Consider the following 24137-nt stretch of genomic DNA (forward strand, 5'->3'; position numbering starts at 1 on the left):
TCGGTGCGTACGGTTCGGGTGGTGACGGCCCGCGGCGTCGGCTCCGCGGGGGATCGGGGGCCGCCTCAGGGGGCGGCGTGGGCGGACGCCCGGGAGAGGGCCAGTACGGCGGTGATCAGCAGGCCGAACGCGGCGGTGCCGCAGGCCAGTACGGGCACGGCCCCGGGGCCCGCCGCCTCGATGAGGGCGTCGACGGGGCGGGCGACCGCGTCGAGCCCGGGCAGCCGCCCGGCCAGGATCAGGGCGGGGGCCGCCGCTTCCATGGCGCAGGCGGCGGCGAGTCCGGTGGCGGCGGGTTCGGGGAAGCCGTGGACGGTCAGCAGGCGGGCCAGCAGGAGCAGCATCCCGAGGGCGGCGGCCCCGGCCGGTGAGCCGCCGGTGCCGAAGCCGAGACGGGCCAGGTACAGCAGTGCGGCGAGGACGCACGCGAAGAGCGCGACGACGCCGAAGAGCAGGGGGCGCGCGCCCGCCCCGAACTCCTCCAGCGCATGGCTGCCGCGCAGGCGGCGATGCGCGGCCAGGGCGAAGAGGTGGGCGCACCAGGCGGCCGGGGCCACCGCGACGGCGAGCCCCAGCAGGGGGGCCGGGGTCATCGTCCAGGGGCCCTCGGGTCCGCCGCTGAGGACCTGGTGGAGCAGGTCGTCGCCGTACAGGACGTAGCCGAGCAGCCAGCAGGCGCAGAGCGCGGCGGTGCCGGAGGACCCCCTCCCCTCCCGGGCGCTCAGCGGGCCGGTGCGCAGGGCGAGGGCGAGGCCGATGAGTGCGAGGAGCGTCCCGGTGGAGCCGATGGCGAGGCGGGCGTCGCCGCCGAGGACCCCGTCGGTCAGCGCGAGCGCGACGAGGGTCGCGAGGCAGGCGGCGCCGGGCAGCAGGGCGCGCAGGGACCAGGCGGCGCGCGTGGTGACGTCGCGCGCCGGAGCGTGGCCGGTCGCGACGGGCTCCCCCGCGACCGCCGGGACCCGTGCGAACAGCTCCTCGGCGAGCGAGAACACGTCCCGGTGCCGGTAGCGGGCGGCGGTGCGGTCGGTGACCCCGTGGGCCTCCAGTCCTGCGGCGATCTCCAGCGGGTCGACGGCCCGTTCGCACAGCTCCCGGTGACGGTGCATGAGCGCCCGCACCGGGTCGGCGGTCCCCAGTCGCCCGAGGGCCGCCTTGCGCAGGGCGGAGGCGGGGTGCGCGTGCGCCACTTCGGGGGCGCGCGCGGGCGCGTCCCCGGACGCGAGCTCCCGCGCCGAGGCGGCGTCCCCCTGGTGGCCCTCGCGGCTCATCGTCGTTCCTCCGTGGTGCTGTCCGCCCGGTGCCGGGCACGCCTTCTCGTGGCTACGCATCGACGCTCCCGGCGCCCGCCCAGCTGGGGGTGCGGTCGGCGCGCTCCGGGGCGGCCGACTCCGGCCAGTGCTCCAGGACGTGGGCCTCCGGCGGGGTGGCGAAGGGGCGCGGGCCGTCGTGCGGGGCGGTCTGCGGCCTCTCGCGTACCGGGGCCCGTGCGATCAGCTCCAGGTAGATCCCGTGGAAGGCGGCGAGATTCTGTTCGATGGTGAAGAGTTCGAGCGCGCGGGCGCGCGCCGCCGCACCCAGGCGTGCACGGCGCTCGGGGTCACGCAGGAGCGCGACGCAGGCGTCCGCGAGCGCCCGGGGGTTGCGCGGCGGGACCACGAGCCCCGTACCGCCGATGACCTCGACCACCGCGCCGACGTCCGTCGACACCGTGGCCCGGCCGCAGAACATCGCCTCGACCAGGCTGATCGGGAAGCCCTCGACGACGCTGGAGAGCACCACGACCCCGCCCGCCGCGTACGCCCGGGCGAGCTCCGGGACCTCGGGCCCGCCGATCTCCTCGAAGCCGACCGCGTCCTCCTCGGGGAAGATCCGGGCGGCCAGGTCACGGCAGCGGGCCAGGTAGGCGGCGCCCGCCGGGCCCGGGGCCGGGGCGCCGATGATCCGCAGCCGGGAACCCGGCTCGGCCAGGCGCACCTCGGCGAACGCGTGCAGGAGGCCGGTCAGGTCCTTGGCGGGCTCGATGCGGCCGACCCAGACGAGCGTGTCGGGCCCGCCGTCGTCCTCGCTCTCGCCGAGCTCGGCGAACCGGGCCGCCTCCATGCCCGGGTACACGGTCCGCAGCTTCGCGGGGTCGGCGCCGCAGCGCTCCTGCCAGCGGCGGGCGTGGGTGTTGCCGGGGGTGATGAGCGCGGCCTGCCGGTACACCTCGGTGGCGAGCCGTGCGTGCAGGTGGGCGAGAAGGGCGCGCACCGGAGCGCTGACCGGCGCACCGCCCGACGCGAGGTAGTGGGCCCGCACCCGGACGGAGTGCTCGGTGACCAGCAGCGGCACCCCGAAGAAGCGTTTGGCCAGCAGGCCCGGGAGCGCGGCGGCACCGCCCGCCGTGGCGTGGCAGAGGTCCACGGCACCGAGCCCGTCCTCCTCGTACCAGTCGAGGGAGAGGGGGCGCAGCACCCGGTCCAGCTCGGCGGTGAAGGCGAGCAGGTCGGTGACGGTGGCGGTCTGCACGGTGCGTCCGGTGCCGGGTGCGCGGCAGGCGGCCTCCAGGATGCGCACGGCCGTCTCGGAGCGCAGGGCGGCGGGCAGTCCGCCGTATTCCCAGGCGAGTTCGGCGAGGCCGTAGAGCCCGCGGGTGAACCGCTCGTCCACGAGGCGGGGTTCGGCGCCGCCTTCCGCCCGGTCCGGGTCGGTCCGGTCCCGCTCCGGGCCCGCCGCGGTGCAGACGGAGGCCGCGAGGTCCGCGAAGTGCGCGGCGAAGCGCCGCCGTTCGCGCCGGGCGTACGTCCGCGCGCCCCCGCCGGTCAGCAGCCGGGCGAGCGGCCCCCGGGGGGCGTGGAGACCGAGGGCTTCCTCGTCGGCGGTCCACCGGGGTGCGGTGCGCACGCCGGCGACCTGGGGAGGGAGCCGGACCCAGCCGGCCGCCTCCTGTTCGGCGGAGCGGCTGAGTGCGAAGAGGTCGAACTCGTGCTGTGCGAGCCCGCGTACGAGCCGGTCGCACCAGAGCCTGGACTCACCGGTCGCGTACGGATAACCACCGTCGGTGAGCAGTCCGATCCGCACGAGCGCACCCCCGATCTCCCTTGTGAGCGGCCGCCGTTCCTTCGGCGACTCGCGGCGGGACGACCGTAAGCGGATACGCCGGTGGCGCGACGGACGGTTGTCCATCGCGCCACCGAAAGGGGTGAACCGGCGTAACTTTCCCGGCGGAATAGCGTTCTGTCGCGCTAAGGAAACTGAGGGTTACTCAGTGGTGGGGTACACCCACGGATTGGGGCGGCATTTGATGCCGTCGAGATCCAGTGTCTTGGTCTGCTGCTGCATGACCGGCGCGAGCGCGCCCTCCGTCCGGCAGCTCACATGGTTGTGGCCGAGCCGGTGGCCGACCTCGTGGTTGATGAGCATCTGCCGGTACGCGTACAGCTTGTCCGGTCCGAAGGTGGCCGAACCCTGCGCCCAGCGGTAGGCGTTGATCATCACGCGCTCGGTGGCGGCCGAGTCGCAGGAGACGTTGTCCTCCATGGTGTCCAGGCCGGACTTGGCGCACCACTTGCCGGTGGTGCCGGGGCTGGCCAGGGTGATGACGAAGTCCGGATCGCCCTTGGAGATCCGTTCGAAGGTCATGTCGCCGTCGTGCGCCCAGCTCCGGTCGTCGTTGAGGGTCTTCTGAACGGCCTGGGCGAACAGCTGGGCGTCGAGCCCGAGGCCCTTCTCCACGTCGATCCGGTAGCGGTGGACCGTCCCCTTGCCGGGCGCCTTGGCGGAGCCGGGCACGGTCTCGAACTTCCCCGAGCCCGTCAGCGCGGGCGAGAGCGGATAGGGCTTGGCCATCTTCTGGTCATACGTCAGGGGCTTGACGGCCACCGCCTCGGGCGAGGGGGTCGTACGGCTGTCCGAACGGGAGGCGTCGTCCGCGTCGTCCCGGTCCACTCCTGCGGCCTGCGCGGCACCGCTCCCCGAGGTGCTGTCGTGGGCGACCTGCCCGGCCACGACGACCGCGAGGACGGTGGTCACCGCGGCGGCCGCGATACCGGTGAACGTGCGGCCCTTGCCGCCCTTGTTCTCCCTGGCCGGGGCCGTGTCCTCGCCCTGCCGGGCCTCCGGCTCGCGGGTGTCCCAGTCGGTGACGGAGCGGTACGGGTCCTCAGCCACCGGGTCGCGCCGACGCGGGGCCGGCGGTGCGGGCGGGCTGTCGAAGGCTTCCACGAACTCGCGCCGCGGGCCCGGTATCAGCGGCCGGGCGCCGGTGGACTGCTGGTGGTGCGGGGGGCGCGGAGCGCCGGGGCGCGCGCCGGGCGTGGGCCCCTGGAGGCCGGGGCGGGAAGGGGCGCGCATGGGGCCCGCGCCCCAGCCGCCGCCCGGCTCACGCTGCTCGGGGTGGCCGCCGCGCACCTCGGGCGCTCCCCCGAAGGGTGCCGGTCCCGCTTGCCGTCTGCGCCGTCCGGTGCCGGCGACGGGCCGGGCGGCCTCCCGCCCCGCCTCGTCCGGCTCCGCCTGCCCGGTTGCGGGCGCGCTGGGCGCAGGGCCCCTCCGGCTGTGTCGTCCCACGCCCTGGATCAGCTCCCGCCGCATTCGTCGAGCAATTCCCGGAACGCCTGGGCGACTGCCTCCGGGTACTCCATCATCGCCACGTGCCCGGCATCGGGCAGTGTCAGCAGGCGCGCGTCGCGGAAGGCCGCGGACGCCCTGCGGGCCATCCGGAACGAGACGAGCCGGTCCCGTCCGCCGTACACCAACTGGGTCGGCGCGAGCACCCGCTCGGCCTGGCGCCACAGCCCGTGCTGTCCGCCCAGCGTGTACGCGTCGACGATGCCACGGGCGGAACGCGCCATGGCGTCCCAGAAGTACGGCAGTTCCAGCCGGCGCTCCATTTCGGCCACCGCGTCGCGGAAGCCTGCCTCGGAGACCCGTGCCGGATCGCCGTAACAGAGTGCCATGACTCCGCGGGTGCGGTCCTCCGCGGTCCAGTCCCGGGAGAGGCGGGCGAACAGGGACGCGACGCCCGGCAGTGCGAGCAGGGCGGTCGGGGCGGCCGTGCGCTGGACCCGGATCTCCGGAAGCGCGGGCGAGATCAGCGTGAGCGTACGCACCAGGTCGGGGCGGACCGCGGCGACCCGGGTGGCGACCGCGCCGCCCATCGAGTTGCCGAACAGATGGACGGGACCGCGCTCCTGGGCGTCCAGGAGGCGGATGACCGCCCGGGCGTGTCCGGTGACCGAGTAGTTGCCGTCGTCCGGGGGCGGCGAGTCGCCGAAGCCCGGCAGGTCGACCGCCTCGCAGTCGGCCAGCTCCTCCAGCAGCGGCATCAGGGCCGACCAGTTCTGCGAGGAGCCGCCGAGGCCGTGCACGAAGAGGGCGGGCGGCAGCCCGGGCCCCCGGGACGGCCGGGAACGGACGGTGAGCGTCAGCCCGGGCAGCTCGACGGAGCGCAGCCGCTCCCCCTCCGCGACCCTGACGGCGCTCACCGTGGGTGACACCGCCGCGGCGGCGGCGCGGACTCCCGGCAGCTCGGTCGAAGACATGCGGCAATGTTACGAGATGATCACACCGGGGTTCATGTGTTCGCCGTCACACGATCGCATAGCGGCTTTACGGGGTACCTCCTAGGCTCGAACCGAGGAAGGGAGTCACCATGACGGTCGACCCGAGGGACCCGGAGACCTTCGAGGACGTCCAGCCGGACGAGCCCGACCAGGAGACGCCCGAAGCGGACGCCGCCGAGCAGCACGCCGACCTCCGCCCGGAGAACGATGAACCGCTCACGGACCTCGACCGCAGCGGCGCCAGCGAGGCGGACGCGGCGGATCAGGCCCGCGTGGTTCCCCAGGATGAGGACGATTACCGCTGATACGTCCCGCTCTGCGCACGAGGAGGGGCGATCTGCGGCTACCGCAGCCGTCCGGTCCGTGAAATTCTGCGTCCGCGCCGCGCATACCGGGGTTACCCAAAAGTACGATGTCGGTATGGCGCGGCACGTACGGAACGGCTGTGTCGGACCACGAATTTGGGAGGCGGCGTGACAGCCATCGAGCAGACCGAGGCGGCGCGCCCGCGGGGCACTCGCCTGCCCCGCCGCGCCCGACGCAACCAGCTGCTGGGAGCCGCGCAGGAGGTCTTCGTCGCGCAGGGCTACCACTCCGCGGCGATGGACGACATCGCGGAGCGCGCCGGGGTCAGCAAGCCGGTGCTCTACCAGCACTTCCCGGGCAAGCTGGAGCTCTACCTGGCCCTTCTCGACCAGCACTGCGAGTCGCTGCTCCAGGCGGTGCGCACGGCGCTGGCGTCGACCACGGACAACAAGCTGCGCGTCGCCGCGACGATGGACGCGTACTTCGCGTACGTGGAGGACGAGGGCGGCGCCTTCCGGCTGGTCTTCGAGTCCGACCTGACCAACGAGCCCGCCGTGCGCGAGCGCGTGGACCGGGTCTCGCTCCAGTGCGCCGAGGCGATCTCCGACGTGATCGCGGGCGACACGGGCCTGTCCAAGGACGAGTCCATGCTCCTCGCGGTGGGCCTCGGCGGGGTGTCCCAGGTGGTCGCCCGCTACTGGCTGTCGAGCCGGTCGGCCATCCCGCGCGACACCGCCGTCCAGCTGCTCACCTCGCTGGCCTGGCGCGGCATCGCCGGCTTCCCCCTGCACGGCATCGACCAGCACTGACCGTCCGGCGTCCGCCCGTGTTCGCTGCGGGCGTGCCCCGGGAGCCCTGACGAGTCCCCTCAGCGGGCTAATGTGTGCTGCGTACGGCGCGTACTGCGCAGGGACTGACCGTCGGAGGGACATAGCCGTGGAGGTCAAGATCGGGGTGCAGCACACGCCCCGGGAGATCGTTCTGGAGAGCGGGCTTTCCGCCGAAGAGGTCGAGAGCGCGGTGTCCGAGGCTCTCGCCGGCAAGGCACAGCTGCTCAGCCTCACGGACGAGAAGGGCCGCAAGGTCCTGGTGCCGGCCGACCGGATCGCCTACGTGGAGATCGGCGAGCCCAGCACCCGACGGGTGGGGTTCGGCGCGCTGTAGAGCGTACGAACGCGAGGAGCGGCCCGGCGGGATTCCCCGCCGGGCCGCTCCTCATTCCGGTGCCCGTGCTCCGGGGCCGGCTGTGCGTCGGCTGGGCGAAGCCTGTGCGCGGGAGGGTTGTGAGCGGTCGCTCACGGGTAGTACCAGCAGAACCGAACCACCCGTTCCGTATATCTGCGAGGTGATCGTCCGTGATCCTGGAGACCTTGAGCGCCGTCGTGCTCGGAGTGGCCCTCTCCTGGGCGGCGCTGCGCTCGCTCCCCGGCCGGCTCCCGGCCCGCCGGACCGTGTTCGGTACGGGAGCACTCGGCGGCCTGTTCGGCGCGTCCCTGATGCACTCGGTGCTCGGCCCGGGCCACGCGGCGGCCGTCGTGGTGGGCGCCGTGCTGATCGCCGCCGTGACGGTGTCCCTGCTGATCCGGCCCCGCAGCCGCCGGCTGAGCCGGTCGGCCGCCGCCTGACCCCTTTTACGCGGCCAGCCCCAGCGCGGCCATGCGCTTGGTGTGCGCCTCGGTGATCCGGGAGAACATCCGCCCCACCTCCGCCAGGTCGAATCCGTCGGCGACCCCGCCGACCAGCATGGTCGACAGCGCGTCGCGGTCCGCGACCACGCGCTGCGCCTGCGACAGCGCCTCGCCCATCAGCCGTCGCGCCCACAGCGCCAGCCGGCCGCCGACCCGCGGGTCCGCCTCGATCGCCGCGCGCACCTTCTCGACGGCGAAGTTGCCGTGGCCCGTGTCGTCGAGCACGGCCAGGACGAGCGAGCGGGTGTCGGAGTCCAGGCGGACCGCGACCTCCCGGTAGAAGTCACTGGCGATCGAGTCGCCGACGTACGCCTTGACCAGGCCCTCCAGCCAGTCCGACGGGGCGGTCTGGCGGTGGAAGTCGTCCAGCGCGCGGGCGAAGGGCTCCATGGCGGCGGTCGGCTCTACCTCGATGGCGGTCAGCCGCTCGGTCAGCCGCTCGAAGTGGTGGAACTCGGCGGACGCCATCTTCGCCAGCTCCGCCTTGTCGGCCAGCGTCGGCGCCAGCTTGGCGTCCTCGGCCAGCCGCTCGAAGGCCGCGAGCTCCCCGTAGGCGAGGGCTCCCAGCAGATCCACGACGGCGGCCCGGTACTGCGGCTGCGCGGACGCGGTGGCCCAGTCCTGGTCGGCGATTCTGGTCGTCGCGGTGGCTTCGTTGGCGTTGTCAGGCGTCTCCATGCAGCGCAGAATAGCCCGCCCGGGCTGCGGCGGCGGGGCCCGCCCGAGGACCGACGTCACACCGTTCCGACGAATTCGCCCAACACAGATGCGCGGATCCGGGGTACAGTGGTAATGCGCTTACTGAGCACTTTGCATCTGCTCGTGGCGCGAAATTGAATGAGGATGCCCGGTCGGTGGCCCGATCGGCTCCGACCCGACAGCCCTCCACGCGGTGCGTGCACACGTACGACCGCAGATGAGGGGCCCCCTCAGCGGCACGAGCGCTCGAGCGACGGCAGTGGTCCCGCGCCACCCGGCTTCTCCGCCGGATGACCAACCCCGGCACGGTACGACCCCCTTCGTTCGCCTCGGACCGCGTCTCACAGAAGAGGCAGCACCCTGACTACGTTCCGAGACCTCGGGATTCTTTCCGAGACGGCCGAGGCCCTTGAGGCCGTCGGCATCACGTCCCCCTTTCCCATCCAGGAGCTGACGCTCCCGGTCGCCCTCTCGGGCTCCGACGTCATCGGCCAGGCCAAGACCGGCACCGGCAAGACGCTCGGCTTCGGCCTTCCGCTCCTTGAGCGCGTCACCGTCCTCGCCGACGTCGAGGCCGGCCGCGCGAAGCCGGAGGAGCTGACCGACTCCCCGCAGGCCCTCATCGTCGTGCCCACCCGCGAGCTGTGCCAGCAGGTCACCAACGACCTGCTCACCGCCGGCAAGGTGCGCAATGTGCGGGTCCTCGCGATCTACGGCGGCCGCGCCTACGAACCCCAGGTGGAGGCGCTGAAGAAGGGCGTCGACGTGATCGTCGGCACCCCCGGCCGGCTGCTCGACCTCGCGGGTCAGCGCAAGCTGGACCTGTCCAAGGTCCGCGCGCTCGTCCTCGACGAGGCCGACGAGATGCTTGACCTGGGCTTCCTGCCCGACGTCGAGCGCATCATCACGATGCTGCCGGCGAAGCGCCAGACGATGCTGTTCTCGGCCACCATGCCGGGCGCGGTCATCTCGCTCGCCCGCCGCTACATGTCGCAGCCGACGCACATCAACGCCACCTCGCCCGACGACGAGGGCACGACCGTCAAGAACACGGCGCAGTACGTCTACCGCGCCCACTCGATGGACAAGCCAGAGATGGTCGCGCGCATCCTGCAGGCCGACGGCCGCGGGCTCGCGATGATCTTCTGCCGCACCAAGCGCACCGCGGCGGACATCGCCGAGCAGCTGGAGCGGCGCGGCTTCGCCTCGGGCGCGGTCCACGGCGACCTCGGCCAGGGCGCTCGCGAGCAGGCTCTGCGCGCCTTCCGCAACGGCAAGGTCGACGTGCTGGTCTGCACCGACGTCGCCGCCCGCGGCATCGACGTCGAGGGCGTGACGCACGTCATCAACTACCAGTCCCCCGAGGACGAGAAGACCTATCTGCACCGCATCGGCCGCACCGGCCGCGCGGGCGCCAAGGGCATCGCGATCACGCTGGTCGACTGGGACGACATCCCGCGCTGGCAGCTGATCAACAAGGCCCTGGACCTGTCCTTCCCGGACCCGGTCGAGACGTACTCCACCTCCCCGCACCTGTACGAGGAACTGGCCATCCCTGCCGGCACCAAGGGTGTCCTGCCGCGTGCCGAGCGCACCCGCGCCGGTCTCGGGGCCGAGGAGATCGAGGACCTGGGCGAGACGGGCGGCCGCGGCCGCAAGTCCGCCGCGCCGGCCGCCCGCGAGGAACGGGCCCCGCGCACCCCGCGTCAGCGCCGTCGCACCCGTGGTGGCACGTCGCTCGACGAGGGCGCCGCGACCGTGCCCGCACCGGCCGCGGAGGCCGACGCGGAGGCCGTGAGCGACGCGGAAGCCGTGACGGACGCCCCGCGCACCCCGCGCCGTCGTCGCCGCACCCGTGCCGGTGCCGCTGAGGCCCTCGCGGCCGAGGCGGTCGCCGTCACGGCCGCGGTCGCCGTGGCCGAGGCCCCCGCGGCCGTGGTGGCGGAGCCTGAGGCCGAGGCCGCGCCGAAGAAGCGCACCCGGACCCGGGCCGCCAAGCCGAAGACGGAGACCGTCGCGGCCGAGGCCGTCGCGGAGACCGCGACCGCCGAGGAGGAGGCCAAGCCGCGTCGCCGCCGGGCCCGCGCGGCCAAGCCGGTGACCGAGGAGGCCGTGGTCCAGGCCGCGCCGGTGGCCGAGCCGGAGGCGCCCGCCGTCACACGGCCGCGCCGTCGCCGGGTGATCAAGCCCGTCGAGGACGAGGTCGACTTCCAGATCGCGCCGATCTCCGAGCCCGAGCCGGTCCGTCGTCGTACGCGTACGGCGTCCAAGCCGAAGACGGAGGCCGTGGCGGAGACCGCTGCCGCCGACGGCGAGGCCAAGCCGCGCCGGCGCCGGGCACCGCGCGCCACCGCGAAGGCCGAGGGCTGAGCGGACCGACGCAGCATCCGACGGGCGGCCCCGGGGTTCATTCCCCGGGGCCGCCCGTCGTTCGCGCACGCGCGCGCCGCATTAACCTCGTGCCATGAGCCGGCCACCCACCTTCCTCCCGCCCTCCTGCGCCCGCGCCCGTGCGCTGCCCACCGCGCGCGGGGACTTCGCCGTGCTGGACGCGGCCCCCGCCGGGCCGCCGCGCGGCACCGCCCTGCTGGTGCCCGGGTACACCGGCAGCAAGGAGGACTTCATCGCGCTGCTCGGACCGCTGACGGAGGCCGGCTACCGGGCCGTCGCCGTGGACGGGCGCGGGCAGTTCGAGAGCCCGGGGGCGGACGACCTCCAGGAGTACGCCCAGGAGGAGCTGGCCCGTGACGTGCTCGCGCAGACGGCCGCTCTCGGTGCCGGGAAGGGCGGGGTGCACCTGCTGGGGCACTCGCTCGGCGGACAGCTCTGCCGGGCCGCGGTCCTGAGGGACGCGGCGCCGTTCCGCTCGCTGACCCTGATGTCCTCGGGGCCCGCCGAGGTGGTGGAGGCGCAGCAGGTCAAGCTGAAGATCCTCGGTGACGCGCTGGCCACGATGACCATGAGCGCCGTCTGGGACGCGATGCGGGCCTTCGACCCCCCGGCCGAGGCGGAGACGGGCGGCGAGGACCTGCGACGGCGCTGGCTGCTCCACCGTCCGGCCCAGCTGATCGCGACGGGCCGTCAGCTGGCCACCGAGCCGGACCGGGTGGCCGAGCTCGCCGCGACCGGGCTGCCGGTCCATGTCGTCTCCGGCGAGGTGGACGACGTCTGGCCGGTGCCGTCGCTGGACGAGATGGCGGTACGGCTCGGGGCGCGCCGGACCCGGATCGAGGGCGCCGAGCACTCCCCCAACACGGGCCGGCCGGAGGCGACCGCCGCCGCGCTCGCCTCCTTCTGGGACGGGCTGTAGGTCCGGTCCGCAGGCCCCGTGAAGGCGGCTCTCAGTACTGCGACTGGAGGTGCTGCCAGAAGCCGTCGCGCAGTGCCCGGCGCAGCGGGGGGTGGCCGCGCAGGGAGCGCTGGAGGAGGCGTTCGGCCTCGTGCAGCAGGTCCTGGTCGACGGAGCCCGGCAGGAACGGGTGGCCGGGCAGCAGGTCGGCCAGGGATTCCCGGCCGCGGGCGGCGAGCCAGGCCCCCGCGATCTGGGCGCCGACGAAGTGGACGTCCTCGCGGGAGGGTGCGGGGGCGTCCTCCTCGTAGGTGGTGACGGGGCGTCTGGTCACGTAGGGGCGGCAGAAGTCCAGGTCGAAGGTGCGCTGGCTGTCCACCTCCCAGAGCAGCGGCTCCGCCTGGTTGCGCCCCTCGCCCGCCTCGATGCCCCAGAGGTGGACGCGGGCTCCGTAGCCCTGGGCGGCCTCGACGGCGGAGACCAGGTCCTCGTCGCCGCCGACGAGCGCGGCGTCGCTGATGGCCCGGTGGCGGGCGAGTGATTCCAGGTCGGTGCGGATGAGGGAGTCGACGCCCTTCTGCTGGTTGTTGGCGTTGAGGTTGCCGAGCCTGACCTTGACGTCGGGGAGTTCGGCGATGGTCTGCTGCTCGGTGGTGTGGATGCGGCGCCTGGCCCCGTCGTACCAGTACACGCGCAGCAGCCTGCTGTCCGCGAAGATGGTGCGGGCCTTGTCGATGAAGGCCTCGATCAGTCCTTCGGCGTCGAGGTCGAAGGAGCGCCGGTCCTCGGTGCCGGTGACGAGCAGCCCGGCGGCGGCGTACACATAGCCCGCGTCCACGAAGATCGCGTGGGTCGAGGGGGTCTTCGAGACCTCGGCGAGCACGCGTTCGAGCAGGGCGTTGGTGCGGTCCAGCCGCTCGCCGATCTCCGCGTCGTTCATGCGCGTCCCGTCGCGCCCGTACGCGTGATTACCCGTCGGTACTTAGACATCCGAAAAATTTCCTTAGCGTAGGGAATGATTGCAGGGGACAAGCCGTTGTACCCACCGTGGGGCGCACGACAGGCATGCCTGGCGCTCCTCATCCTTGCGGACGGGACACCGTCCTCCCAGTAGTTCTCCAGCAGGAGGATCAGACGAAGGGAAGCCCTATGCGCTTCGAGATCATGCGACTCGACGATGTCGACGGTACCGCCGTGGACAGCACCGTCGTGGACGCCGCCTCCGTCAAGCGGATCGTGCAGCAGGCCGCGGCTACGGGCCAGCGCATCTATATCCGTCCGGCCGAAAGTCCGGCTTCGTAACACCTTGCCGATGTGAGTTGCCGTCGTAACGAAGACGAGGCGCCCCCGCACGGAACGATCGTGCGGGGGCGCTGTTGCGTCCGGATCCGGGTCAGCTGCCCTGGATGACCTGGGTGACACCGTTGATGATCTGCTGCACGGCGATGGCGGACAGCATCATGCCGGCCAGCCTGGTGACGAGCACGACGCCGCCGTCCTTGATGACGCGGATGATCAGCAGCGAGTAGCGCATGGTCAGCCAGAGCACGATGTGCATGGCGAGGATCGCCGTCCAGACGGAGACCTGGCTCGCCGCGCTGTCGGCGTGCTGCACGGCGAGGATCACCGAGACGATCGCGCCGGGCCCGGCGAGCAGCGGCATGCCGAGGGGGACGAGGGCGACGTTGACGTCCTTGGTCTGCGTCGGCTCGTCGGTCTTGCCGGTGAGCAGGTCGAGCGCGATGAGCAGCAGGAGCAGCCCGCCGGCGATCATCAGCGCCGGTACGGAGACGTGCAGGTAGTCCAGGATCTGCTGGCCGAGCACGCCGAAGACGGCGATGACACCGAAGGCGACGGCGACGGCCTGGAGGGCCATGCGGCGCTGCACCTTGGCGGGCCGGCCGGCCGTGAGGGCGAGGAAGATCGGGGTGATTCCGGGCGGATCCATAATCACGAAAAGGGTGAGAAAAAGGGATCCGAAGACAGCGACGTCGAACACGGGTGAGCCTTGTGGGGAGTGAGCGGGTGTGCGGGATGACCGCGGGAAAGTGGCGCACCCCACCGCCGCCCGGACATGCCGGACGGCGTTGGGACGCGAGGAGAAGCGGGCCGGTGGGGCCCGGGTGCCGTTACGCGGAGACGGATCCGCCGGCGCCCGGCACCGGGAAGGCCCCCGTGGCGCGCCGGGTGATCTCGCCGTAGATCTCGGGGTCCGTGGTGTACGCGCCGAGCTCCACGGTCTTGCGGCTGCCGTGGTAGTCGCTGGAGCCGGTCGTCAGCAGCCCGAGCTCGCGGGCGAGCGCGCGCAGCCGGGTCCTGGTGGGCTCGTCGTGGTCCATGTGGTCGACCTCGATGCCGTCGAGCCCGGCGGCGGCCAGCTCGGCGATCCGCGCCTCGGGCACCGTACGACCTCGCTTGACGGCGGCCGGGTGGGCGAAGACGGTGACGCCGCCCGCGGCCTTGACGAGCCGGATCGCGTCGAAGGGGTCCAGCTCGTGCTTCTCCGCGTACGCGCGCCCGCCGTCGCCGAGCCAGTCCGGCGTGAAGGCGTCGGACACGGTCGGGACGACGCCGAGCTCCACGAGGGCGGTGGCGACGTGCGGGCGGCCGACGGAGCCGTCTCCGGCGATCCGGGCGACCTGCTCCCAGGTGAGGGGCACGCCCAGCTCCTGGAGCTTGCGGACCATGGTCCGGGCGCGTGGCACGCGGTCGTCGCGCACCAGCTCGCGCTCGCGGGCGAACTCGGGCTCGTCCGGGTCGAAGAGGTACGCCAGCATGTGCAGGCCCACGCCGTCGATGCGGCAGGACAGCTCGGCGCCCGGGACCAGCGTGAGCCCTCCGGGGAGCGCGGCGGCGGCTTCGGCGTGGCCGCGCACGGTGTCGTGGTCGGTGAGGGCGATGACGTCCAGGCCCGCGGCGGCGGCATTGCGCACCAGCTCGGCGGGGGTGTCCGTGCCGTCCGACGCGGTGGAGTGGGTGTGCAGATCGATGCGCACGACTCGTACTCCAGTGCTCGCGGCGGGACGGGGGACACCCCAGGATAACCGGCGCGCGAGCTTGGTCCGGACGGCGCGGAGGCCGCGTCAGGGGCCCGTCAGCAGGCGGGGGGTGAGGGCGCCGCAGGGCACCAGATCCACCTCTCCCCCGGCGTCACGCAGGTCGGTGAGGACCAGTTCGTCGTACATCAGCAGCCCGGACTGCTCGGGCCAGACGATGGCCCACAGCCACAGGCCGCGCGCCTCGCCCGCGAAGACGGCGCGGTCGGCGGGGGCGTGCCTGACGTGCCAGAGGGGGGTGGGGCGTCCGGCGGCGAGCACCTTGGAGTCCGGGGGGCCGTCCACGCGCAGCAGGGGCCCGGGGTCCGGCCCGTCGATGCCCGCGTACCGCGCGCCGAGCCCGACGCCCAGCTCCTCGGCGACGAGCAGCAGCTCGCCCATGCCGCCGAGCGGTCCGGGTCCGGAGCAGGCGACGGCGGTGGCACGTCCGCCGGTGCGGTCGTCCCCGGCACTGGCGACGCCGGTGAAGAGCCAGCCGACGGGGAGCGGCCAGGGCATCCACACGGGGACCTGCGCCCGGTGCACCACCACGCCGAGCGCCTCGACGCTCGGCGGGACGACCGGCTGGAGCGGGTGCACGCTGCCGTGGTCGTCGCACTGCCAGGTGTCGGCGAAGAGTCCGGGCGCCCGGACCCGGCCTCCGCACTTCGGGCAACTTGGTTCGCCCCTCATACCTTCCCACGGTCCTCTCCGGCCGTCGCCACGTCAAGGACGATCACCCTTGCGCGCCGCGCACCCAGACCCCTCTACCCCGCGCGCCGTCCGGCCACCGGGCCACCACCGGCGAATTTAGATGTAACTTGCATTCATTAGCTTCTCTAACTTATTCTGTGCATAACGCATCGATCCGATGGAGCCAGTGGAGAGGGAGAGGCCCATGCCGTCAGAGGCAGTACCGGGAGAGGATCCGTTCAACCAGGAGCCGGTCAGCATCCTGCGCCAGCCCAAGGCCGTCTGGGCCACGGCGGGCGCTTCCGTCGTCGCGTTCATGGGCATCGGCCTGGTGGACCCGATCCTGCCGTCCATCGCCAAGGGCCTGGAGGCGACGCCGAGCCAGGTGTCGCTGCTCTTCACCTCGTACTTCCTGATCACCGCCGTCGCGATGCTCGTGACCGGCTTCGTCTCCAGCCGCATCGGCGGCCGCAAGACGCTGCTGGCCGGGCTGGCTCTCGTGGTGGTCTTCGCGGCGCTCTCCGGCACCTCCTCGTCCGTCGCCGAGCTGGTGGGCTTCCGGGCGGGCTGGGGCCTGGGCAACGCGCTGTTCGTCTCGACCGCCCTCGCGGTGATCGTCGGCGCGGCGGCGGGCGGCAGCTCGGCGGCGATCCTGCTGTACGAGTCGGCGCTCGGGCTCGGCATGGCGTGCGGGCCGTTGCTCGGCGCCCTGCTCGGGGACGCCAGCTGGCGCTACCCGTTCTTCGGGACGGCCGCGCTGATGGCGATCGGCTTCGTCTGCATCACGGCGTTCCTGAAGGAGCAGCCCAAGCCCGCCCGGAAGACCTCGCTGCTCGACCCGGTCAAGGCGCTCGGCCACGGCGGGCTCGCCTCGGTCGCGGCGTCCGCGTTCTTCTACAACTACGCGTTCTTCACGATCCTGGCGTTCACCCCGTTCGTGCTGAACATGACGCCGTACAAGTCCGGTGCCGTCTTCTTCGCCTGGGGCCTGCTGCTCGCGGTCTTCTCGGTGCTCGTCGCGCCCCGGCTCCAGCAGCGGTTCGGCTCGCTCAAGGTGCTCGGCGCCTCACTGGTGCTGCTCGCCGCCGACCTGGTGGTCCTCGGTTACGGAAGCCACACCACGGCCATCGTCTGCACCATCGTGTCCGGCGCCCTGATCGGCATGAACAACACGGTGTACACGGAGCTGGCGCTCGGCGTCTCGGACGCGCCGCGCCCGGTGGCCAGCGCGGGCTACAACTTCGTCCGCTGGTTCGCCGCCGCCGCGGCGCCCTACCTGGCCCCGAAGATCGAGGAGTGGAGCAACATCCACATCCCGTTCGTGGTCGCCGCCGCCGCCTCGGTGGCCGGTGCGATCGTGGTCTGGGTACGGCGCTCCGCGCTCACCCACGAGGCGGAGGAGCTGGAGCCGAAGCACGCCACGGAGGACGGCGTCACGGTCTTCGCCAACTGACGCCGTCAGTCGAGAACGACGGAATGCCGCAGGGGATCGCGCAGGTCGGTCCCCTGCGACAGCCATTTCTCCTGGAGCTCCTGCGCGCCCCGGACCCGCTTCCAGGCGGCCTCGTTGGGTGTCATCGGCAGCAGCGGCAGAAAGCGCACCGGCTCCAAGGGGGCATCCAGTTCCAGGTCCTCCACCAGCCCCCCGCTCTCCGCGACGAGCACCGAGGTGAACGGCGCGCCCGGCCACAGCGGTTCGCCGACGTCCAGCGAGGCGCCGGGCGCCACGACCAGGCCCTCCACCTGGGGCGAGGCCGCGAGCACCGCGAGCTTGCGCAGCACCTGGTCGGTGTCGGCCAGGCCGCCCCGTACCGACAGGACCAGTTCGGCGCGCGGGCCCTTCAGCGGGTCGGCCACCACGGCCGTCGGGTCGGACATCGGCTGGGCGGACATGCCGAGCGTGGCGTACCGCACGATGTCGCCGTCGATGAACCGGAGCACCTCGATCCGGTCCGTCCCGAGAAACGTCACTGCCGCACGTGCGTCCGGTTCACCCAGGGCCGTCCGCAGACGCGCCTCGACCAGAGCAAGAATTTCTGCCATGCCGCGAGCATAGGTCGCGTATGGAACGGGCAAAGTAAGGGATTGGCCCTGTGCCGGCTGCTAGCCTGGGGTGTCGGCCGGGACAGCACGCTGAGCGTCGCTCTCAAGTCCCGGCGCTACGTCATCCCCCACGGGGGACCGGCAGGAGGAGGTGGGGCTGCGGTGGATCCGAGTCGATCGTGCAGTACCAACCGCTCTTCCACCGGACGCCCCTCCGTGTGATCTGACACCCGGTCGGGGCCCTGGCATGTCGCATGACGGAAGAGCACGTCTTTTTGCCTGTCTGTAGCGAACGCCGTCATCGTGCCGCCGCGGTGCCGCCCGCTTTGCGGATGTGAGTCCACGTCCCCATTCCGGGCTGTTCCACGCCCCCCCGACGACGGCCCTCCGTGAAGGAGCCAGCCATGTCGATGATCCGTGACCTGCGCGCCGCCGTGCGCCCCTCCCTGCGCAAGAGCGCACCCCTGCACAACAGCTACGACGCCACCCGTGACCCGTCCGCGTCCAGCGCGGTGGTCGACTGCGCGGTCTACCGCGACGGGCGCCGGCTCGCCGAGGCCGACGGCACCTGCCGCACCGCCCGCGAGGCGATGCTCCGGGTCCGGGAGAAGGGCGGCTTCGCCTGGATCGGGCTGCACGAGCCGACCGAGGAGGAATTCGCGGGCATCGCCCGGGAGTTCGGGCTGCACCCGCTGGCGGTGGAGGACGCGGTCCACGCCCACCAGCGCCCGAAGCTGGAGCGGTACGACGACACGCTGTTCACCGTCTTCAAGACCATCCACTACGTGGAGCACGCCGAACTGACCGCGACCAGCGAGGTCGTGGAGACCGGCGAGGTCATGTGCTTCACCGGCCGGGACTTCGTCATCACGGTGCGGCACGGCGGCCACGGCTCGCTGCGCGCGCTGCGCCACCGCCTGGAGGACGACCCCGAGCTGCTGGCCAAGGGCCCCTCCGCCGTGCTGCACTCCATCGCCGACCATGTGGTCGACGGCTACATCGCGGTGGCGGGTGCGGTGCAGGACGACATCGACGAGGTGGAGATCGAGGTCTTCTCCACCCCGGACAAGGGCAGCGCGCGCGGCTCGGACGCCGGGCGGATCTACCAGCTCAAGCGCGAGGTGCTGGAGTTCAAGCGGGCCGTCTCCCCGCTGCTGCGCCCGATGCAGCTGCTGAGCGAGCGGCCCATGCGGCTGATCGACCCGGACATCCAGAAGTACTTCCGGGACGTCGCCGACCACCTGGTGCGGGTCCAGGAAGAGGTCATCGGCTTCGACGAGCTGCTGAACTCCATCCTCCAGGCCAACCTGGCGCAGGCGACCGTCGCGCAGAACGAGGACATGCGCAAGATCACGTCCTGGGCGGCCATCATCGCCGTGCCGACGATGATCTGCGGGGTCTACGGCATGAACTTCGAGCACATGCCGGAGCTGGCCTGGACGTACGGCTATCCGATGGTGATGGGCTTCATCGGAGTGGTCTGCTTCTCCATCCACCGCATGCTCAAGCGCAACGGATGGCTCTGAGCGTCCGCCATTAAGCTCTGCCCCATGACTGCTGCTGACACGCTGCTCGGGCCCGCCCTCGTCGAGGAGGCCACGAAGAAGTCCGGCCTCGTCTGGGTGCGCTCCACCGGCGCGGCGCGGGCGCTGTGGCACGTATGGCACGAGGGCGCCGCCCACCTCGTCGGCGACGGCCCCGGCGAGCAGCCGTTCCCGGCCGGGCTCACCGAGGGCGGCACCGCCGAGGTCACCGTCCGCAGCAAGGACAAGGGCGGCCGCCTCGTCGCCTGGTCGGCCTCGGTCGCCGTCCTCGCCCCGCACTCCGAGGAGTGGGAAGCCGCCGTCGCCGAGCTGAAGGGCAAGCGGCTGAACGCGCCGGACGCGGAGCGGATGACGGACCGCTGGGCGCGCGAGTGCCGGGTCGTCCGGCTCACGCCCCTCGACGCACGCACCGAGCTGCCCGAGACCTCCGGCGCGGCGGCACCGCTGCCGACGGCGGCGACGACCCGGCTGCCGGTCCCGGCGGGCCTGCCGCGGCTGCTGAAGCGCTCACTGCGCAAGTAGCGGCGCGCGTCGGACGGCAGTGTGAAGACAGGTCCTAGGACGAGGTCTTCGGAAGCTGCTTGCCGTAGTCGACGGTCTCGTCCTTCGCGGGGGCCTTCAGCGTGAAGTCCTTGCCCCAGTCGGCGAGCGTGATCACGCCTCCGCCGCCGCCCCGGGCGAAGCGCAGCGGATACGGCTTGCCCTCCAGCGCCACGTCGAGCGCGCCGCCCGCGCCCTCGCCGCCCATGATCCGCACCGTGCGCACCCCGGCGACCTTGTCGCGGTCGCCCTTGGTGAGCTCGCCGTGCAGCGTGAGCATGCCGTCGAGCAGCACCTTCTTGTCGGTGAAACCGCTCAGCTGCTTGTACGTGGGGTCGCCCTCGGGGACCTTGACGTACTTGCCCTCCAGCTTTCCGGCCGCCGCCGCGCCGTCCTTGCCGGTGTCCGCCTCGCCCTCGTCGTCATGGCTCCAGAAGCCGGCGTCGGCCTTGAGGTAGAGCTCGTCACCGATCCGCAGCAGCGTGAAGGTGCTGCTCTTCGAGGTCACGGAGCCCGCCCCGCCCTGGTCCTTGAGCCTCATGTCGATCTTGTACGAGCCGCCCTTGCTGACCAGCGTCCCGGCGAGCCGCACCGCGTCGGCGGAGTCCGCCGCGCCGCGCGCCTTCTTCTCGATCTCCGGCGCGGAGAGCTTGCCGATGCCGTTGGTCCCCTCGTCCGGGTCCTCGCCCCCGCAGGCGGTGAGCGCCGCGGTCAGCCCCGCGCACAGCGCGACGGCGAGGGATGCGTTCCGGCGGCGGGCCCGTACGGCCGGGGCGGAAGAGGTCACAGGCGCACTGCCTCTCGTATCCATGGTGGGGGGTGGCAGACCGCAGCGTACCCGGGTGGCCTACGCCATCGGACCCGGAGCCGTACGGACGGCCAGCCGGGGCGGTCCTCGTGGGTACGGGCTAGCCTGATCACGTCATAACAGCCCGAAAACTGTCGGAAGCGGACGGCCGCGGTCGTCCGAAGGCGAGCGAGGAGGTGCGGGATGACACCGGTGACGCCCCGGGTGTTCGTCTCGCACCTGTCCGGGGTGCCGGTCTTCGACCCCAACGGCGACCAGGTGGGACGCGTCCGCGACCTGGTCGCGATGCTCCGCGTCGGCGGCCGTCCGCCCCGGCTGCTCGGCATGGTGGTCGAGGTGGTGAGCCGGCGGCGGATCTTCCTGCCGATGACCCGGGTGACGGGCGTGGAGTCGGGGCAGGTGATCACCACGGGCGTGGTCAACATGCGGCGCTTCGAACAGCGGCCAACCGAACGCCTGGTGCTCGGCGAGTTCCTCGACCGCCGGGTGCGCCTGGTGGAGACGGACGAGGAGGTCACCATCCTGGACGTGGCCATCCAGCAGCTGCCCGCCCGCCGGGACTGGGAGATCGACAAGTACTTCGTCCGCAAGGGGCGAGGCGGGGCGCTGCGCCGCAAGGGCGAGACGCTGACCGTCGAGTGGTCGGCGGTGAAGGGTTTCTCGCTGGAGGAGCACGGGCAGGGCGCCGAGTCCCTGGTGGCCACCTTCGAGAAGCTGCGCCCCGCCGACGTCGCCAACGCGCTGCACCACCTGACCCCGAAGCGCCGGGCGGAGGTCGCGGCGGCGCTGGACGACGACCGGCTCGCCGACGTCCTGGAGGAGCTGCCCGAGGACGACCAGGTGGAGATCATCGGCAAGCTCCAGGAGGAGCGCGCGGCGGACGTCCTGGAGGCGATGGACCCGGACGACGCGGCCGACCTGCTCTCCGAGCTGCCCGAGGAGGACAAGGAACGGCTGCTGACGCTGATGCGCCCGGGCGACGCGGCCGACGTGCGGCGGCTGATGTCCTACGAGGAGCGCACCGCGGGCGGCCTCATGACGACGGAGCCGGTCATCCTGCGCCCGGACGCCACGGTGGCCGACGCGCTCGCCCGGGTGCGCCAGTCGGACCTGTCGCCGGCGCTCGCCGCGCAGGTGTACGTGTGCCGGTCGCCGGACGAGACGCCGACGGGCAAGTACCTGGGCACCGTGCACTTCCAGCGGCTGCTGCGGGACCCGCCGTTCACCCTGGTCAGCTCGCTCCTGGACAGCGATCTGGTGCCGCTGCCGCCGGACACCCCGCTGTCCGTGGTGACCAGCTATCTGGCGGCGTACAACCTGGTGTCGGTGCCGGTGGTGGACGAGAGCGGTTCGCTGCTGGGCGCGGTGACCGTGGACGACGTGCTGGACCACCTGCTGCCGGACGACTGGCGGGAGACGGACTTCCACGGCGGCGAGGGGGTGCTCCGTGGCCGGTGACGACCGCGCCCGCGCGTCGAACGGCTCGACGGCGCTGACCCGTACGCCGCGGAACCGGCTCGACCAGCCGAAGGCGCCGCGCCGGCGCCTGCTCCCGGAGTACGACCCCGAGGCGTTCGGCCGGTTCTCGGAGCGCATCGCGCGCTTCCTGGGCACCGGCCGGTTCATCGTCTGGATGACGCTGATCATCATCGTGTGGGTGGCGTGGAACATCTTCGCGCCCGAGCACCTGAGATTCGACCAGTACCCGTTCATCTTCCTGACCCTGATGCTGTCGCTCCAGGCGTCGTACGCGGCTCCGCTGATCCTGCTCGCGCAGAACAGGCAGGACGACCGGGACCGGGTCACGCACGAGCAGGACCGCAAGCAGAACGAGCGCTCCATCGCCGACACCGAGTACCTGACCAGGGAGATCGCGGCGCTGCGGATGGGCCTCGGCGAGGTCGCCACCCGGGACTGGATCCGCTCCGAACTGGAGGACCTGGTGAAGGACCTGGACGACCGCCGGGCGCTGTTCTCCGCCGAGAGTGACGAAGACCGCTGACGGGGCTACCCACGCGTACGGTACGGCGCCGTACCGCCCTCCCGTCACCCACCACCACCCTTGCAGGGAGCGCTGCGCGCACCCGTACTATCGATGTATGGCTACGGAAGACGCGGTGCTTGAGGCACTGGCGACAGTGAACGACCCCGAGATCCACCGTCCGATCACCGAGCTGGGCATGGTGAAATCGGTCGACATCGATCCTGACGGTGTGGTCGCTGTCACGGTGTACCTCACCGTCTCCGGCTGCCCGATGCGCGAGACGATCACCCAGAACGTGACCGACGCGGTGGCCCGTGTCGAGGGCGTCTCGCGGGTCGACGTCACCCTCGACGTGATGAGCGACGAGCAGCGCAAGGACCTCGCCGCGTCGCTGCGCGGCGGCACGGCCGAGCGCGAGGTGCCCTTCGCGAAGCCCGGCTCGCTGACCCGGGTGTACGCGGTCGCCTCCGGCAAGGGCGGCGTCGGCAAGTCCTCGGTCACGGTGAACCTGGCCGCGGCGATGGCGGCGGACGGGCTCAAGGTCGGTGTCGTGGACGCGGACATCTACGGTCACAGCGTGCCCCGGATGCTGGGCGTGGACGGGAAGCCCACCCAGGTCGAGAACATGATCATGCCGCCGTCCTCGCACGGCGTGAAGGTCATCTCGATCGGCATGTTCACCCCGGGCAACGCCCCGGTGGTCTGGCGCGGTCCCATGCTGCACCGCGCGCTCCAGCAGTTCCTGGCCGACGTCTTCTGGGGCGACCTGGACGTCCTGCTGCTCGACCTGCCGCCGGGCACCGGTGACATCGCGATCTCGGTCGCGCAGCTCGTGCCGAACGCGGAGATCCTGGTCGTCACGACCCCGCAGCAGGCCGCCGCCGAGGTGGCCGAGCGGGCCGGTTCGATCGCGGTGCAGACCCACCAGAAGATCGTCGGCGTCGTCGAGAACATGTCCGGCATGCCGTGCCCGCACTGCGACGAGATGGTCGACGTCTTCGGCTCGGGCGGCGGCGCGAAGGTCGCCGAGGGGCTGACGAAGACGGTCGGCGCCGAGGTGCCGGTGCTGGGCGCGATCCCGATCGACGTACGGCTGCGCGAGGGCGGCGACGAGGGCAAGCCCGTCGTGCTCTCCGACCCCGACTCCCCCGCCGGCAAGGCGCTGCGCACCATCGCGGGCAAGCTGAGCGGCCGTCAGCGCGGCCTGTCCGGCATGTCGCTGGGCATCACCCCGCGCAACAAGTTCTGACACGCGTACGACGGCGAAGGCCGGGGCCCGAGGGCCCCGGCCTTCGCCGTCGTCGCATGCGTTACGCGTACGCCTCGATGTCCTTGACCATGGAGAAGCCCAGCCCGTACGCGCTCATGCCGCGCCCGTAGGCGCCGATGTGCACCCCGCCGGGCGCGGAGCCGGCGAGCACCCAGCCGAACTCGGACTCGCGGTAGTGGAAGGGGACCGGGACGCCGTCGACCGGCAGGGACAGCGCCGACCAGGCGGGGCCCTCCAGATCGTCGGCGAGCTCGAACGCGGTCTCCGTCTGCTGGTCCAGCCAGTCGTCGCGCAGGGTGTGGTCGAGCTGCGGGGGCCAGGTGCAGGACAGCAGCCCGGAACCGGCCAGCCAGGCCGCGGAGGACACCGTCGTCGCCTCCAGCACCCCGGTGCCGTCACCACTGCGCCGTACGGGGCTGCTGGCGACGGTCACCACGACCGCGAACCGCTGCTTGTCGGCCCCCGAGTCGCCCCGGACCAACGGCTCGTCGCCGTGTCCGATGGAGCCGTGCTGCACCTCGCCGTCGGCGGCGGTGCCCAGCGGCATCAGCCGGCGCGGACCGGTGAACGCCTCGTCCAGCGCGTACCAGGGGAACGGGGCCTTCAGATAGCCGTCGACCACCATGAGCCGGGCCGCCCGGACCGCCTCCACCGTGTCCGGCGCCTCCTGTGCGCCCACCCGACTCGTCGTCTCCATC

25 protein-coding genes are annotated in these 24137 nt (G+C 72.4%); 13 read left to right on the forward strand and 12 right to left on the reverse strand.

Translation table 11 applies throughout. The annotated features are described in order from the left end of the window. Positions 1-65: 65 nt before the first annotated feature. From ACZ6C6_RS11555 to ACZ6C6_RS11570, 4 genes are all read right to left on the reverse strand, one after another. Entirely contained in the window at positions 66-1268 is a 1203-nt protein-coding gene (locus tag ACZ6C6_RS11555) for a hypothetical protein (protein WP_469201540.1), read from the reverse strand. Between the two features lie 52 nt (positions 1269-1320). Beyond that, positions 1321-3060, reverse strand: coding sequence for a glycosyltransferase (locus ACZ6C6_RS11560; RefSeq protein WP_469201542.1), 1740 nt, complete (start codon positions 3058-3060; stop codon positions 1321-1323). 180 nt (positions 3061-3240) lie between these two features. Further along, positions 3241-4569 carry a DUF3152 domain-containing protein gene (locus tag ACZ6C6_RS11565; RefSeq protein WP_469201544.1) on the reverse strand — a complete coding sequence of 443 codons (1329 nt, stop codon included), beginning with the start codon at positions 4567-4569 and terminating at the stop codon, positions 3241-3243. After that, positions 4554-5519: an alpha/beta fold hydrolase gene (locus ACZ6C6_RS11570; RefSeq protein ID WP_469201546.1), complete on the reverse strand. Its 966-nt coding sequence runs from the start codon at positions 5517-5519 to the stop codon at positions 4554-4556. The genes ACZ6C6_RS11565 and ACZ6C6_RS11570 overlap by 16 nt, the downstream gene beginning before the upstream one ends. Positions 5520-5629: 110 nt before the next feature. Between ACZ6C6_RS11570 and ACZ6C6_RS11575 the strand changes: the two genes are divergently transcribed. The 4 genes from ACZ6C6_RS11575 to ACZ6C6_RS11590 all read left to right on the forward strand — a co-directional run bounded on the left by ACZ6C6_RS11575 (position 5630) and on the right by ACZ6C6_RS11590 (position 7471). Beyond that, entirely contained in the window at positions 5630-5845 is a 216-nt protein-coding gene (locus ACZ6C6_RS11575; protein ID WP_469201548.1) for a hypothetical protein, read from the forward strand. Positions 5846-6013: 168 nt separating this feature from the next. Beyond that, a complete protein-coding gene (locus ACZ6C6_RS11580) occupies positions 6014-6655 on the forward strand; it encodes a TetR/AcrR family transcriptional regulator (RefSeq protein WP_018105511.1) in 642 nt (213 codons plus the stop codon). A 127-nt stretch (positions 6656-6782) separates the two neighbouring features. Continuing rightward, positions 6783-7010 carry a DUF3107 domain-containing protein gene (locus ACZ6C6_RS11585; RefSeq protein WP_024490505.1) on the forward strand — a complete coding sequence of 76 codons (228 nt, stop codon included), beginning with the start codon at positions 6783-6785 and terminating at the stop codon, positions 7008-7010. Positions 7011-7201: 191 nt separating this feature from the next. Beyond that, positions 7202-7471, forward strand: a complete 270-nt coding sequence (locus ACZ6C6_RS11590; protein WP_365680233.1) for a hypothetical protein — start codon at positions 7202-7204, stop codon at positions 7469-7471. A gap of 6 nt (positions 7472-7477) precedes the next feature. On the opposite strand, the gene ACZ6C6_RS11595 is transcribed toward ACZ6C6_RS11590, so the two are convergent. After that, the gene (locus tag ACZ6C6_RS11595) at positions 7478-8212 is read right to left on the reverse strand and encodes a ferritin-like fold-containing protein (protein WP_469201550.1); all 735 of its coding nucleotides are present in this window, start codon (positions 8210-8212) and stop codon (positions 7478-7480) included. Between the two features lie 471 nt (positions 8213-8683). Between ACZ6C6_RS11595 and ACZ6C6_RS11600 the strand changes: the two genes are divergently transcribed. Both ACZ6C6_RS11600 and ACZ6C6_RS11605 read left to right on the forward strand, forming a co-directional pair. Further along, positions 8684-10603, forward strand: coding sequence for a DEAD/DEAH box helicase (locus ACZ6C6_RS11600; RefSeq protein ID WP_469201850.1), 1920 nt, complete (start codon positions 8684-8686; stop codon positions 10601-10603). A 94-nt stretch (positions 10604-10697) separates the two neighbouring features. After that, positions 10698-11543 (forward strand): alpha/beta fold hydrolase, encoded by an 846-nt coding sequence (locus ACZ6C6_RS11605; protein WP_469201552.1) that lies wholly within the window; start codon positions 10698-10700, stop codon positions 11541-11543. 31 nt (positions 11544-11574) lie between these two features. Here ACZ6C6_RS11605 and ACZ6C6_RS11610 read toward each other — a convergent pair whose 3' ends face one another. Beyond that, the gene (locus ACZ6C6_RS11610; protein ID WP_469201554.1) at positions 11575-12462 is read right to left on the reverse strand and encodes an NYN domain-containing protein; all 888 of its coding nucleotides are present in this window, start codon (positions 12460-12462) and stop codon (positions 11575-11577) included. A 209-nt stretch (positions 12463-12671) separates the two neighbouring features. Between ACZ6C6_RS11610 and ACZ6C6_RS11615 the strand changes: the two genes are divergently transcribed. Next, complete coding sequence (locus ACZ6C6_RS11615) at positions 12672-12824, forward strand: hypothetical protein (RefSeq protein WP_018105503.1); 153 nt, start codon at positions 12672-12674, stop codon at positions 12822-12824. A gap of 91 nt (positions 12825-12915) precedes the next feature. Here the strand turns inward: ACZ6C6_RS11615 and ACZ6C6_RS11620 are convergent, their stop codons facing one another. The 3 genes from ACZ6C6_RS11620 to ACZ6C6_RS11630 all read right to left on the reverse strand — a co-directional run bounded on the left by ACZ6C6_RS11620 (position 12916) and on the right by ACZ6C6_RS11630 (position 15250). After that, on the reverse strand, positions 12916-13521 hold the full coding sequence (locus tag ACZ6C6_RS11620) for a MarC family protein (protein WP_469201557.1): 606 nt from the start codon (positions 13519-13521) through the stop codon (positions 12916-12918). 130 nt (positions 13522-13651) lie between these two features. Continuing rightward, the gene (locus ACZ6C6_RS11625) at positions 13652-14518 is read right to left on the reverse strand and encodes a PHP domain-containing protein (protein ID WP_469201559.1); all 867 of its coding nucleotides are present in this window, start codon (positions 14516-14518) and stop codon (positions 13652-13654) included. A gap of 87 nt (positions 14519-14605) precedes the next feature. After that, entirely contained in the window at positions 14606-15250 is a 645-nt protein-coding gene (locus ACZ6C6_RS11630) for a DUF6758 family protein (protein WP_365680221.1), read from the reverse strand. A gap of 205 nt (positions 15251-15455) precedes the next feature. Between ACZ6C6_RS11630 and ACZ6C6_RS11635 the strand changes: the two genes are divergently transcribed. Continuing rightward, the gene (locus ACZ6C6_RS11635) at positions 15456-16703 is read left to right on the forward strand and encodes an MFS transporter (protein WP_469201561.1); all 1248 of its coding nucleotides are present in this window, start codon (positions 15456-15458) and stop codon (positions 16701-16703) included. A 5-nt stretch (positions 16704-16708) separates the two neighbouring features. On the opposite strand, the gene ACZ6C6_RS11640 is transcribed toward ACZ6C6_RS11635, so the two are convergent. Then, the gene (locus ACZ6C6_RS11640) at positions 16709-17293 is read right to left on the reverse strand and encodes a suppressor of fused domain protein (protein ID WP_469201564.1); all 585 of its coding nucleotides are present in this window, start codon (positions 17291-17293) and stop codon (positions 16709-16711) included. Between the two features lie 404 nt (positions 17294-17697). Between ACZ6C6_RS11640 and ACZ6C6_RS11645 the strand changes: the two genes are divergently transcribed. Beyond that, positions 17698-18819: a magnesium and cobalt transport protein CorA gene (locus tag ACZ6C6_RS11645; RefSeq protein ID WP_469201565.1), complete on the forward strand. Its 1122-nt coding sequence runs from the start codon at positions 17698-17700 to the stop codon at positions 18817-18819. 24 nt (positions 18820-18843) lie between these two features. Further along, positions 18844-19359 (forward strand): hypothetical protein, encoded by a 516-nt coding sequence (locus ACZ6C6_RS11650; RefSeq protein ID WP_469201567.1) that lies wholly within the window; start codon positions 18844-18846, stop codon positions 19357-19359. 34 nt (positions 19360-19393) lie between these two features. On the opposite strand, the gene ACZ6C6_RS11655 is transcribed toward ACZ6C6_RS11650, so the two are convergent. After that, complete coding sequence (locus tag ACZ6C6_RS11655; protein ID WP_469201569.1) at positions 19394-20164, reverse strand: hypothetical protein; 771 nt, start codon at positions 20162-20164, stop codon at positions 19394-19396. A gap of 204 nt (positions 20165-20368) precedes the next feature. Between ACZ6C6_RS11655 and ACZ6C6_RS11660 the strand changes: the two genes are divergently transcribed. The 3 genes from ACZ6C6_RS11660 (at position 20369) to ACZ6C6_RS11670 (ending at position 23418) form a co-directional block, all read left to right on the forward strand. Further along, complete coding sequence (locus ACZ6C6_RS11660; RefSeq protein ID WP_365680208.1) at positions 20369-21643, forward strand: magnesium transporter MgtE N-terminal domain-containing protein; 1275 nt, start codon at positions 20369-20371, stop codon at positions 21641-21643. Beyond that, entirely contained in the window at positions 21633-22187 is a 555-nt protein-coding gene (locus ACZ6C6_RS11665; RefSeq protein ID WP_469201572.1) for a DUF1003 domain-containing protein, read from the forward strand. Before ACZ6C6_RS11660 ends, ACZ6C6_RS11665 begins: the two co-directional genes overlap by 11 nt. A 97-nt stretch (positions 22188-22284) precedes the next feature. Further along, complete coding sequence (locus ACZ6C6_RS11670) at positions 22285-23418, forward strand: Mrp/NBP35 family ATP-binding protein (RefSeq protein WP_469201573.1); 1134 nt, start codon at positions 22285-22287, stop codon at positions 23416-23418. Between the two features lie 61 nt (positions 23419-23479). Here the strand turns inward: ACZ6C6_RS11670 and ACZ6C6_RS11675 are convergent, their stop codons facing one another. Then, a complete protein-coding gene (locus tag ACZ6C6_RS11675) occupies positions 23480-24136 on the reverse strand; it encodes a hypothetical protein (RefSeq protein ID WP_469201575.1) in 657 nt (218 codons plus the stop codon). Position 24137 lies beyond the last annotated feature (1 nt).

The organism is Streptomyces sp. NPDC041814 (assembly GCF_055590565.1).